The organism is Caldisalinibacter kiritimatiensis, assembly GCF_000387765.1.
Lineage (GTDB): Bacteria > Bacillota > Clostridia > Tissierellales > Caldisalinibacteraceae > Caldisalinibacter > Caldisalinibacter kiritimatiensis.
The window spans coordinates 1-12,713 of the sequence record NZ_ARZA01000015.1 but is presented as its reverse complement, the minus strand read 5'-3'; the positions used below and the strand labels follow the sequence as shown (position 1 = coordinate 12,713).

Below are 12,713 nucleotides of genomic sequence, written 5' to 3'. Positions count from 1 at the left end.
TTCCTCTAGGGGATTTTTCAATTATTATACTAGGGTAATTTTAATTTATCATAAACACCCATATAGTTAAGATGAAACATCTATAGTTATTTTTTCTCCTACAGCTATTTCTAGCTTTACATCCCATATAGTTAAGATGAAACCCATAATTTCGTTAGCTTGGTGCTGAAGCTCTAGAGTTCTTTACATCCCATATAGTTAAGATGAAACTTTACTGGTAAAGGACCTAATGGTAAATATAGAAGACTTTACATCCCATATAGTTAAGATGAAACAAAAGGGATTATCGACCAAAAGTCACAATCCATAATGCTTTACATCCCATATAGTTAAGATGAAACTTAATATCATCTGTTCTATTCAGTAAAGTGTCTAAAGTCTTTACATCCCATATAGTTAAGATGAAACGAGAAACAAATCAAAGAGTTGATAGTAAAGCTGATACACTTTACATCCCATATAGTTAAGATGAAACAATTATTTGCTGATGGCGACTCCGGCCAAGAAGGAATCTTTACATCCCATATAGTTAAGATGAAACTCTAAGTATAAAATTTTGCTTAAAATCGATTTTAACTTTACATCCCATATAGTTAAGATGAAACGAAGTTCTCTAAAAGAATGAATAGTTACACAGGTACACCTTTACATCCCATATAGTTAAGATGAAACCACCATGCCCACTTACAGTAATATTTGACACATTGTTCTTTACATCCCATATAGTTAAGATGAAACCTTCTCTTAATGACTCCTTTACATTTTCATATGCTGCTTTACATCCCATATAGTTAAGATGAAACATGGACATACAGACCATAAAAAGCTACTTAGATGACTTTACATCCCATATAGTTAAGATGAAACTCATCAACTGGTACAATATATCCACCGTCTGCTCCCTTTACATCCCATATAGTTAAGATGAAACCCTGCCCAAAGTGGAAATATATTAGCTTCCCCAACACCCTTTACATCCCATATAGTTAAGATGAAACACTTCTCCTTCGTCATTATAGAGTATGAATTCACCACCTTTACATCCCATATAGTTAAGATGAAACGGGAATGGAACCGTAAAGGTTGTGATAATAGACGCAGCTTTACATCCCATATAGTTAAGATGAAACGGTGTATATTGTTGTTTAACGTACTTATAAACCGTTCCTTTACATCCCATATAGTTAAGATGAAACAATGTATTGAATTCAGGAAAGAAGATTATGGAGACCTCTTTACATCCCATATAGTTAAGATGAAACTATTTTGGTATATTCAGCTACTGCGGTATCGCTAAGAGCTTTACATCCCATATAGTTAAGATGAAACTGTTAAAACCTGTATTTGCCCTTGCTTCAATTTTCTCTTTACATCCCATATAGTTAAGATGAAACTTATTACAGCCATCTAACTCCCTCCTAACTTAGTAACTTTACATCCCATATAGTTAAGATGAAACATTTTCTTTGACTAAAAAAGTAATGTATAGAAGTTTTGTCTTTACATCCCATATAGTTAAGATGAAACCTGATATGCCTATAAACTCTCTTTTTGGCATATTAATTCTTTACATCCCATATAGTTAAGATGAAACCTAAACTGCCTTCATAAATCTTAGTAGAGCCTTTCACCTTTACATCCCATATAGTTAAGATGAAACATCTTCCAACAAAGGAAGAAACCTCAGTTCGTATCTACTTTACATCCCATATAGTTAAGATGAAACTGGAGCACTTAATGATGCAACATACAGATATTCAATAGACTTTACATCCCATATAGTTAAGATGAAACCCTAATTTTTAAAATACCCTTATACGTCTATTTTACTACATTTAAGTTAGTTATGTAATACTGCAAATTCGTCGTTTTTGCAGTAAAGTATCAGTTGTGTTTTTTACCTTGCCACATTTAATTAATTTTATCATTGAATTTTCAAAGTTTATAAGCTTTCATTTAATAACATAGGTTTACTGCAAAATCATAAAAATAATTCATCTATATTTTTTTCTTGTCCATAAATAGTTTTTGTAATAAACTTTGGTGACTTAACTTCATATACATATAAAGAATCCTCTTCTCTATTCAGTATATGATTTAATTCGGATAAACATTTTTTTAATTTTCCATCTGTAATTTCTCCCTCAAACACCGAATTCTGGGTCCATATCAAATATTTTTTCAGATGTTTTCTGACCTTATTTACCCGTTTTTCACCTACATCATATGTTAGTATAACAAACATATTACCACCATGCCTTTAATGGTTTATAAACTTCATCTCCAATAAAATGCTTAATAAGTTTATAACACTCTAGCCTTATAAACATTTTGTAAGATACTTTTCTCTTTAATTTTCTATGTTTTATAGTAGTAGACATCTTTTTCTCATACTCTCTGATAAACTTTTTCCTACCTTGTTCATTTAAAAAACAAATGCCATCTTGGTCGTCAAAATTCTCTAGAGTAATTATTCTATTATTAATTAGATAAAAAATAACTGAATCAACAATAAGTGGTTTAAATATTTCTGCTATATCCAGACTTAATGAAAATCGTTTTGTAGAAGGTTCATGTAAATAACTTATTGTTGGATCTAATTGTGTTTTATAGATTTCACTTAATACAGCAGTATACATTAAACTGTTTCCAAATGAAATTAAAGCATTTACAGGGTCCTTAGGAGGTCGCTTTTCCCTTCTTTCTATAGTAAAATCATCTCTAAGTATCCAGTTAAAGCTTTGATAGTAATATTTTCTAATTCTACCTTCTATACCCATAAGTTCATCTATTCTATTTGCTCTTTCTATATTTAATCTTTCTAGTTCAATCTTCTCTATTAGCTCCTTAATATCCTCTTTATGTCTTCTCATATTTCTTAGTATATGATGTACTGCACTATCTATGAAAGATTTAGCTAAAAACAATCTCTTATTATAATCAAAATTATGTAATGCTTGTTTAACCACTGTAAACCCTGATACATTCTTTTTTCTTGGATAATAAGTACCAGAATAGTATCCATAGTAATTATAAAAATTTAATATAACCCCATATTTAGGTAAATAATTAAGTAATTTAGTATTTAAGTCAACCTCTCCAAATATATGAAGACTATTTGTTTGCTCAACTGGTATAGAGTTTTTATTATCTTGTGAATCTATGAAATATATAGTATTATCTTTTCTTTTTAATCTACCGTTACTAAATATGTAATAATCTCTATCCACAACTAATCCTCCTCCAATGCATAGCAAAATTCATAATATGCACATTTTTTGCAATACGGTAACTTTTTCAATGCTGGAGGAGTTTCCATTTTTAATATGCGATTTATTTCTACAAGTGTATTTTCTATCTTTTTTTCATATTCAGCTGTAAGAGATATTTCCTCCAATTTTCTTTCTTTTACGTAATTAATCATGCCTTTTTTCTCTATACCTAATTGTTTTAAATAATAGAGATAATAAAGTAATTGCATTTTATCAGCTTCTGTCATTTTGCTACTTACTTTTATTTCTTTTACGTAAGTTTTATCCATAATATCTAACTTTAAAATATCATCAATTAATACCTCTCTCTTTTTTAATCTTGGATATGCATTTTTATGTACTAGTTTACCATAGAGTACCCTATCACTATTTTGCTCCATACTAATTCCCTTTGAGAAAAGCCAGAGTTTTCGCTTACATATATAAAAGTAATTTACTTTAACCCCTTGGACTTTAAGTTTATCAAAATCTATCCCCATTTTTTCACCTTCTTAAAAAATATTTTCAAGCTCTTCTTCTATCAAAATCCCTTGTCCTAGTTCTTTTTCTTCATCAAAATCATATTTTCTTTCAAGTATTTTTATATTTTTTAACCCTTCAATATCTATTGAACTTACTTTTCCTTTTGCCTTATAAACAGGAATACTAACTGTTTTTCTATTTATCTTTCTTCTTATTTTTCTTTTTACATTAGAATTTTTTTCGTTTTGATATTTTTCTATTAGTTTTGATATGCTATCATAAATCTCTCTTGGTATTACGGTAATATTTTGTATATCTCTTAATATTTTCTGTGCTTCCTTTGAATTTACATCATAATCTTCTACTGTATCTAAATATTTAATAGCAGTTTTAAAATCCTTCATAAACTTAGTTCCATTTAATTTTTCTTTTGAATATAATTTTTCAACCATTTTTACTTTATCTTTCTCTGAAAGCTCTTTCATATCATAATCTAATATCATTTCTTTACTAAACTTAAAAATCTCTTTATCATAAATACTACCTATTCCACTTACATCTTCTGTATAAACATATACGTTAGGTTCTTTTAAATCGTATTTTCTTTTTCTATAGCACCTACCTAATCTTTGAAATAAGCTATCTAATGTTGACAGTTCAGTGAATAAATAGTCAAAATCAACATCTATCGATGCTTCAACAAGTTGAGTAGTAATCCATATTCCTTTTGCTGTTTTATCTTTAGCAAATTCTTTTATTTTATTTTCTAATTTAGCTCTATGTTCTTGAATAAACATAGAATGTAACAAAAAAGTGTTTGAAAAATCCTTTTCACATATATAATTGTATAATTCAATAGCCTTATCTACCGTATTTACTATAACTAATACTTTACCTTCTTTTCCCATTTGTATCATTTTATCTATATCTTTGTTTATATCTTTGTCTAAAATACTTATTTTATGTCTTATTACATCACTTAAAAAATATTGAATCTGTAAATCCTCCTCTATAATTCTTCGTTCTTTTAAGTAATCTAAATAAATTGTTGGCAATGTAGCTGTCATTATCATAAATTTGCCACCAATTTCATGTATCATTTCTAATCCCTTCAAAATAACTGCTGCTACATTTGGACTATATGCTTGTATTTCATCTATTACAACCTTAGAATAAGACATTGTTGCATATATTTTTTCATACCCTCTATATTTAAAAGGAAATTTAAAAATTTGGTCAATTGTAGTAAAATTCAATTTACTTGAAAGAATTTTAGACTGTTCATATATTTCTTCCCAGTTTTCGTAACCTTCTTCATCTAAATAATCTAAGCTAGTAGAATGTAATAACCCTACAGAATCATATTCAATATCTTTTTTAACTCTATCAAATAATGCATTAATACTAACTCTTAAAGGCAAAGTAAAAAAACCCTTATCATTATCTATCCAAAAAAGAGCAGATTCTGTTTTCCCTATACCTGTTGATGCAATTATTATCAAATTTCTTTCCTTATTTTCTTTTGCAAATCTCTGTACTTCTCTTAAATTAAAGCCTTGCTTATCCATATATTTTAGTGTATATTCCGCTACATTTTCATTTCTATCTAACTCAATTACTTGATGTGCTGACGCAGAATGGTCTATTCTATGTAATAATCCTTTTACTAAAACATATAAATTATAATTATCATCATTTAATTTTATTCTATTTCTCGGTTTCAACTTTTGAACATATTTAGTCCCTAGTTTATTAGAAATCTCTATTTCTAATTCTTCCTTTAAATTATTTACTTTTTGTTTTAAATCCTTCTCTATTACCTCTTTTATTTTGTCTCTATCAATTTCTTTATCTCTTTCATGATGATATCCAATAGCTTGAATTAGTATCTTTTTTTCATCCTTGTTTAACTCTAGCTCTTTGAATGGTACAAAAACAGGAGATAAATAATTATGGGGAATATCGTAAGAAATAGCTTCTGGTAAGATTTCTTTACCTATTTTTTTCCTTATCACATTTTGAAAATGTGTATATATCTTTCCTGTATCATGATATTTAACTGCAAGTAATAAAAGGTCCCACATTTTATCGTTCTGTATTTTTTGACCATATTTTTCTTTTAATAAATAATAATTGTTAATAAGTTTTTCTGTATGTTCCCTTAAAGTTTCCTTTGGATTTGATTTAGCATAAATCAAAATATCACCTCCAAAAACACCCCACTTAATTTATTGTGGGGTGTTAAAATATACTATATCGCCTTCTTCGTCCTGTAAAAAGTTATCATCTGTAATTTCTTCTCCACTTTCTACATATTTTACATCTATTCTTTCCCATTGTCTTAAATCATTTACCACTTCATATTTCCAGTTTAATCTATAGTTTATGCCCCATACATCTTCAGGTAATTGCTCAACTGGAATATATATTGGATGTTCAATTTTTTTCCCATCTTCTAAATCATCTATATCTATCTCTTGTATTTTTACAAACTTTATATCATCAATTCTTACCAAATCTTCCCTTCTTCCTAAACTCAAATGTTCTTCAAGATTTCTTATGCCATCTATTATCCTTTGTAAAATTGCATCTTCTGCTTTAACATGAATGATAAGTTTTACATTATGTAAAAGATGTACATTTAGTGGCATATTCGTAATTTCTTTAGATTTATAAAAATACATACTTTGATAATCTACAAATTTACTCTCATAATCTCCTTGTATACTTATACTCATAGGAATAAACTCATCAGCTTTAAGTATATTGTGTAACATTCCTTTAACTGTAGAATAAGGCGGTAATGGATATGTTTCCCAAACCTTAAATGCAAAAGGTTTTTTATAACAAGCTGTTTCTTGAAAGAGTGTTAATTTTAGTACTTTCATTCTTATCCCTCAACTTTATATACATTATCTATTTCAGTTTCTAATGTTTTGAAAAATTTCTCTACTGATAAGACTTTTTCCGGTAGTAATGTTTCTAACTCTGACTTATTGTTAAATATACCATCTACTATACCTACAAAAGTATTTTCCTTTATAGATTTATCTAATAAAGTAATTTCTAATGTCTTTTCCAAAATTTCAGTATTTATATAAAATTCGCCACCTTTAGTTTCAAGTTTTATCCTACCTTGGAAAAAAGGATTAGGAATATCATAAATACCCCCTATAATAAATAATGGTGAAAGATTTTCTTGTCTACCTCTTATGTTTCTATTTAAAACCTTTAAAATAGTTAATAATTGATTAACTCTCTTTGTTCTTTCTTCTTTTTCTAATACGATGTCTTCTTTCCCATCTTTATCTTTTCCAACTTTATCCAAATCAATAGTTACTGTATATGTATAAAAACTTTGATGTTGCTCTATATTTGCAAGATTAGGATTTTCACCTATTCTATCTGCTAATCCTTTATTGTTTAAAAAGTCCATGTCACTTCTATATGGCTCTAATGAAATAGCATGACTTAATCTAACTGGAGCAGAACGGGTAATCGCATTTGAGTTTCCTTTAGTTTTCATGTATCCAAATAAATCCATTTCCTCTGAATCTCTTATAGTACAATCTTTTTTAAACTGTATTGTTCCGTTTTTTACCACAGTATCTAAATTCCAATCATATAGATTATTTCCAAGTCTTACAATATCGTATCTTAAGCTCTGTCTTGAAGCAAAGGTATGTGTATTACCATTACCCCTATTTAACTTTTTAAGTTCTGAAATATTTCCAATTCCTTCACCATAATTTAAAGAATCACCTTGAAAAATAACCGTAACAGTTAACCCCTTTTTCATACTATTTTTCCTCCTTTTCATTATTATCAAAATTTGATATTAAACCTGAAATAAATGAATGTGCTATACTCTCAAAATCTAAGTCCTTTTCATGTAAAACATTTAAAAATAAACTTGGTACTTCTTTTCCTGCTGCCATATAAATTCTTAAAAGTGAGTCCATAAACTCTTTTTTATTACGAGCTTTACTAGCATTAAGAAGTCTATATGCTATGCCCTGTATTTTATTTTCAGATTCATTTTCTTTAAAATATGTATTTAACCTTTCACCTTCCTTATATATTACCCAGAGCCTATTGCTATCCACCTTTTCACACCCCTTTAAAACTTTTTTTAAAGTAAATCTAGCCTTTGTAGCTAAATAAGAATCATAGGAACTTTTACCTGATTTAATGGTTTCTATTAACTTATCATGTATTAAATACTTAATATCTTTATTATTCAAAATCCACGAAACCAATTCACCCTTAAATCTTGTATCTCTAATTTTCATTAAATTATTTTTAGTATAGCTTTTAAAATATCTAGCAGTATTTTTATTAATATTAAAATAATTTAATTTGCAATTTTTAGTATCATAGTTAGCGTTTAACTCTATAAACAATATATTTTGTAATGTCCATATACTTTTCTTTCTAGTTTCACTAAGAATGTCATAAATCAAACTTTCAAAAGGATTCTCTTCATCTTGCATAAGTAAAAGATTTTCATTATGTCTATATAGTTCTTCTACACTTGTATCCATATTTACAAAACCCAAATAACCATCTTTCATATCTGTAACTCCTGCTGGAGTACAAAACAGAATAAATTTAACTAAACTACATATAGGGTACGATGTATTTCCTTGCCACATAAAATTTTTAGCATTATTATTACTTACTGCTAAAGGAACAAAAACTGCTTCTGTAAAATCAGAAGTAGCTAAATATTCTTCCCAAATAGAACAATGAGGGATTTTTTTTAGATTGTCTAAAACTTTTTTCTTTTTAAGCAACTTCTTTATGTTTCTTAATAACTTAGGGTAAGTCTTTGAACAATCTTTATTTAGTTCTGTGTCGATAAATTGTAGTAAGTCATCAACAGTTTCAGACATATTTAGCTCTTTATATAGTCTAACTTCTTCTAATATTGGCTTAATATAATCCTTATGCATTATTTCTCTTTGTTCCTCTAAACTTTTTCTAGCACAGATCTTTTGTAAAAAGCTAGCCTGACCAAAAAATTGAGTAGATAATATATTCCTAATATAATTTAATGTCAACTTTTCATTAACTTCATATATTGTTATTAGTTTTTTGAATCTATCAACCAATTCTTCTAATTTTTCTATTTGGTCATACTTTTTAACTTTTTTTATTTCTTTAAATAAACCATTAAATTCATACTCAAATTTTTTATCCTCAAACTTACCTTTTACTTTTTTTCTATTAGTATCAATAACACTCTTTATCCAATTTACTGCATCTTTAAACTTTTCTTCCTTCCTTGCTATTCCTAAATATCTATCAACCTTCTTTATTTCTCTTTTGCTGATGTCATATCGTTTTAAGAAATAATCAAAATAATATTCATCAAATTTTTCTAATAACTTACTATCAAATTCTATGTAATTATCACAAATGTCTAATTCTTTTTTTAATCCTGCATCTTCTAAAATTCTTATAAAGCCTACAATTCCCATATTAACAAACCAGTCATTTAAATATAATTTTAATTTCAGATTAAATCACCTCCACCATTCCAAACCCTTGGTTTCGTCTAAATCCAACTCCTAATCTATATATATCTTCCAAATCCTTTTTATGGCCTTCTAATATAAAAGTCCCTTTATATGCATTTATGTACATATACTCTTTACCTGTCTGTTCAGTAAAAGCTTTTATTTTCTCCTTTACAACCACTTTATTCATTTTTAATGGAGAAAATTTTATTCTTCTACTAAGACCATATCCCCTATAATTCTTCAGGGCTAAATTAACTATATAATTCAAATATTCCTCATATGAATCATCCTGTGGCGAAACTGAATCATTGTTTTTGTTTTTAATATATATAGGTGATAGTGTCTTAAAAGCAACTTTATCTTCATTTATTGCTTTTTCTTTTACTAATAAAATTTTCTTTTTCAAAATTTTAATTTTTTTGTATTCAACTTCTTTGATTTTTAACATTCCATTATATAAATTCACTATAAACTCTTCATCTGGAGAACTAATATTTAACTCTACGTTACCATTAATATTTAAAATATCATTTTCTCTCCTAAAATCATTAAGATAAACTGCAAAACAAAAATTCTTAGTTTTTTTATTAGACTTATTTTTATAATTGTATAAATTATTGAAATATTCTTCTGAACTTTTTTTAAGTGCTTCTTTTATAAAGCTTACAAACATCATTCTATAGGCTATAGGCAGTTTATCACATTCAAAAGTACATCTTAACCTCATTAAATTCACCTCCTCTCTCTGAGCTTCTATAAACATTTTACACTATGTAAGTGGAAGTATATATGTCATATACCTAAATTAATACATTTTTTTCATCTCATCTACTTCTTTTTTTATTTCATTTATTATTTCTTTGGGCTCTATAATTGTAACTGAGCTTCCCATACTCAATATCCAAGAAATAATCTCAGGTTTTCCTGTCATTTCAGCTTCAAATAATATTGAATAATCATCATTAAAAGTAATCTTTTGTTTATCACCCCAAATGCTTTCACTCACAATAATAGATGTTGGATACTTAATTTTTAGTTTAACTTTATAAGTTTTGTCATTAAATATACTATTTGAGCCAATAAAGTCTTTTATATTGAAATCCTTTGGTATTTCAAACTTCTCATCTATAACTTTATATTCTTTAATTCTTGATAATTTAAAATCCCTTACCTTCTTTCTTAATTCACAATATCCTATACAATACCAAAACCCTTTATAGATAAATAAAGAATATGGTCTTATTATTCTTTCTGTTAACTTCGAGGTCAATGAAAAATATTTTATACTTATTTTGTTCCTAGAAATTATAGCGCTATTTATATCAATGTACTTCTTTTTTTCTAAATCTAATTTTATATTAGGACTTGAATCCGTTAAATAGTATTGAGTTTTATTATCTTGTCCTTTAAAATCTGTAGCTGCATTAATTTTATCTAAAGCATTATCATATTCTTCAAGCAGTAAAAAGTTATTATTTTTCTCTAAAAATCCTCTAACTGTATGTAATGCAGATATTTCATCGTCTTTCAATTTTAAGTTAAATAAGAAACTACTTTCATCTAAATAATATCCTCCATCTTGTCCACGTTCACTCAGCAAATATATACCTGCTTTTTCTAAATCATCTTTATATACTCTAATCATTCTCTCACTTACTTCTAGAATTTCTGCCAACTCTTTTATCTTCATTTTTCCTCTACTCTTTAACAATGTAAGCATCTTTATACAATTGCTTAACTTACTCATAATGTTTAGTCCGCCTTTCATATATTGGTTTTATAGTTATATGATGTAATTTGACATTTATGGTTAATATTCCTTCTTTTATTATCATTTTTTCTAATAGGTTACATGTATTAATAACCATAATTTCTGTTATTTAACTTTGTGGTGTTTGTAAGTTTTTTTCAATTTTAATAGTTATAAATTCTAATAAACCTTAGCTTTCTAAGTTGTTATACATGCTAAACCAATAAAAAAGTTCCAGGCCTAACACCTGGAACTTTTCTACACTAAGAAACTCAATATTAATGCTACAGCAAATCCAACCAATGAAATAATTGTTTCCATAATTGTCCAAGACTTCAAAGTCTGTTGTTCTGTCATTCCAAAATATCTTCCAACTAACCAAAAACCACTATCATTTACATGTGATAATATTGTGGCACCAGCTGCTATAGATAATACTATTAATGCTCTATCTGGTGCCCCTAATGCAAATGCATCCATAACTGGTGCTATTATACCAGCAGATGTAATCATTGATACAGTAGCAGACCCTTGAGTTATCCTTACTACTACTGCTAATATATATGCTAATATAATCGGTGGGAGATTAGAATTAGAAATCGTATTAGCAAGCATCTTACCAACTCCACTGTCTATTAATATTTGCTTGAAAACTCCACCTGCACCGGTTACTAATATAATAAGTCCTGCTGGCGCTAAAGCTTTTGTACTTAAATCTAATAACTGTTGCTTAGTAAAACCTCTCTTAGTACCTAATAAATAAAGAGCTAATAATGTTGCTATAGATAATGCCACAAATGGATGACCAAGAAATCCTAATATATTTGTAATAAATCCTTCTTGTATACTTCCTTGTTTAACTAAAACACCTGTTAATGTATTTAATAGTATTAAAACTAAAGGAACACCAATTATGCTAGTTACTAAGCTAAAAGAAGGAAAATCATTGTCTTCTTTTTTATCATTATCAATTTCTTGAATCATATATGTAGGTACTTTTATATTTATTTTTTCAGATATGTATTTACCAAATACTGGTCCAGCAACGATTGCTGTAGGTAGCCCTACAATAAACCCAAATAATATTACCCATCCTAAATCTGCTCCTATAATTTCAGCTACTGCAACTGGCCCAGGTGTTGGAGGAATAAAACTATGAGTAACAGCTAAACCAGCTAATAATGGAATCCCATAAAATAATACTGATTTTTTAGTATCTTTGGACAAAGCATAAACTATAGGAACAAGTATAATAAATCCTACATCAAAGAATACTGGTATTGCAACAATAAAACCAGTAAGAACTAATGCCCACGAAGCTTTATCCTTTCCAAACTTATTTACTAAACTCTTAGCTAAAGACTCAGCTCCTCCTGAAGCCTCTAATATTTGACCAAATATTGCACCTAATCCAACTACTGTTGCTACAAACCCTAAAGTTCCTCCCATACCATTTTGGATACTTTTAATAACTTCGCCAAGAGGCATTCCTGTTGCTATTCCAACAAACATACTAGTAATAAGTAGTGAAATAAATGCTTGTATTCTTAATTTTAAAACTAAGAATAACAATAGTGCAACTGCTGCAACTGTCACTAACACTAACCCTGTCTGTGTCATTAAAAATCCCCCTTTTTATTTAATATAATTAGCTCGTTGCAGAACTCTACAACTCGCATAAATACTGCATTTTATTTATTTAAA

The 12,713-nt window shown here is 28.0% G+C and carries 10 protein-coding genes and 1 CRISPR repeat array; all 10 genes read right to left on the bottom strand.

Translation table 11 applies throughout. The features are described 5' to 3' along the window. Positions 1–49 precede the first annotated feature (49 nt). Positions 50–1,794: a CRISPR direct-repeat array (repeat unit 29 nt; unit sequence CTTTACATCCCATATAGTTAAGATGAAAC). A 187-nt stretch (positions 1,795–1,981) separates the two neighbouring features. Next, on the bottom strand, positions 1,982–2,245 hold the full coding sequence (gene cas2, locus L21TH_RS00495; RefSeq protein WP_006305879.1) for a CRISPR-associated endonuclease Cas2: 264 nt from the start codon (positions 2,243–2,245) through the stop codon (positions 1,982–1,984). Between the two features lies 1 nt (position 2,246). Next, a complete protein-coding gene (gene cas1b, locus L21TH_RS00490) occupies positions 2,247–3,230 on the bottom strand; it encodes a type I-B CRISPR-associated endonuclease Cas1b (RefSeq protein WP_006305878.1) in 984 nt (327 codons plus the stop codon). A 2-nt stretch (positions 3,231–3,232) separates the two neighbouring features. Beyond that, positions 3,233–3,751, bottom strand: a complete 519-nt coding sequence (gene cas4 / locus L21TH_RS00485) for a CRISPR-associated protein Cas4 (protein ID WP_006305877.1) — start codon at positions 3,749–3,751, stop codon at positions 3,233–3,235. A gap of 12 nt (positions 3,752–3,763) precedes the next feature. Beyond that, a complete protein-coding gene (locus L21TH_RS00480) occupies positions 3,764–5,932 on the bottom strand; it encodes a CRISPR-associated helicase/endonuclease Cas3 (protein WP_006305876.1) in 2,169 nt (722 codons plus the stop codon). A gap of 30 nt (positions 5,933–5,962) precedes the next feature. Next, positions 5,963–6,622, bottom strand: coding sequence for a type I-B CRISPR-associated protein Cas5b (gene cas5b / locus L21TH_RS00475; RefSeq protein WP_006305874.1), 660 nt, complete (start codon positions 6,620–6,622; stop codon positions 5,963–5,965). 2 nt (positions 6,623–6,624) lie between these two features. Next, positions 6,625–7,533 (bottom strand): type I-B CRISPR-associated protein Cas7/Cst2/DevR, encoded by a 909-nt coding sequence (gene cas7i, locus L21TH_RS00470; protein ID WP_006305872.1) that lies wholly within the window; start codon positions 7,531–7,533, stop codon positions 6,625–6,627. 1 nt (position 7,534) lies between these two features. After that, a complete protein-coding gene (gene cas8a1 / locus L21TH_RS00465; RefSeq protein ID WP_006305869.1) occupies positions 7,535–9,217 on the bottom strand; it encodes a type I-B CRISPR-associated protein Cas8b1/Cst1 in 1,683 nt (560 codons plus the stop codon). Between the two features lie 40 nt (positions 9,218–9,257). Continuing rightward, positions 9,258–9,986 carry a CRISPR-associated endoribonuclease Cas6 gene (gene cas6 / locus L21TH_RS00460; RefSeq protein WP_006305868.1) on the bottom strand — a complete coding sequence of 243 codons (729 nt, stop codon included), beginning with the start codon at positions 9,984–9,986 and terminating at the stop codon, positions 9,258–9,260. Between the two features lie 78 nt (positions 9,987–10,064). Continuing rightward, positions 10,065–11,006: a helix-turn-helix transcriptional regulator gene (locus tag L21TH_RS00455; protein WP_034428842.1), complete on the bottom strand. Its 942-nt coding sequence runs from the start codon at positions 11,004–11,006 to the stop codon at positions 10,065–10,067. Positions 11,007–11,267: 261 nt separating this feature from the next. Beyond that, positions 11,268–12,629, bottom strand: a complete 1,362-nt coding sequence (locus L21TH_RS00450) for a GntP family permease (protein WP_006305862.1) — start codon at positions 12,627–12,629, stop codon at positions 11,268–11,270. Positions 12,630–12,713 lie beyond the last annotated feature (84 nt).

Coding starts and splice junctions, on each gene's coding strand:
- cas2 (WP_006305879.1), bottom strand. CDS start 2,245: ATGTTTGTTATACTAACATATGATGTAGGTGAAAAACGGGTAAATAAG.
- cas4 (WP_006305877.1), bottom strand. CDS start 3,751: ATGGGGATAGATTTTGATAAACTTAAAGTCCAAGGGGTTAAAGTAAAT.
- cas5b (WP_006305874.1), bottom strand. CDS start 6,622: ATGAAAGTACTAAAATTAACACTCTTTCAAGAAACAGCTTGTTATAAA.
- cas7i (WP_006305872.1), bottom strand. CDS start 7,533: ATGAAAAAGGGGTTAACTGTTACGGTTATTTTTCAAGGTGATTCTTTA.
- cas8a1 (WP_006305869.1), bottom strand. CDS start 9,217: ATGGGAATTGTAGGCTTTATAAGAATTTTAGAAGATGCAGGATTAAAA.
- cas6 (WP_006305868.1), bottom strand. CDS start 9,986: ATGAGGTTAAGATGTACTTTTGAATGTGATAAACTGCCTATAGCCTAT.
- L21TH_RS00455 (WP_034428842.1), bottom strand. CDS start 11,006: ATGAGTAAGTTAAGCAATTGTATAAAGATGCTTACATTGTTAAAGAGT.
- L21TH_RS00450 (WP_006305862.1), bottom strand. CDS start 12,629: ATGACACAGACAGGGTTAGTGTTAGTGACAGTTGCAGCAGTTGCACTA.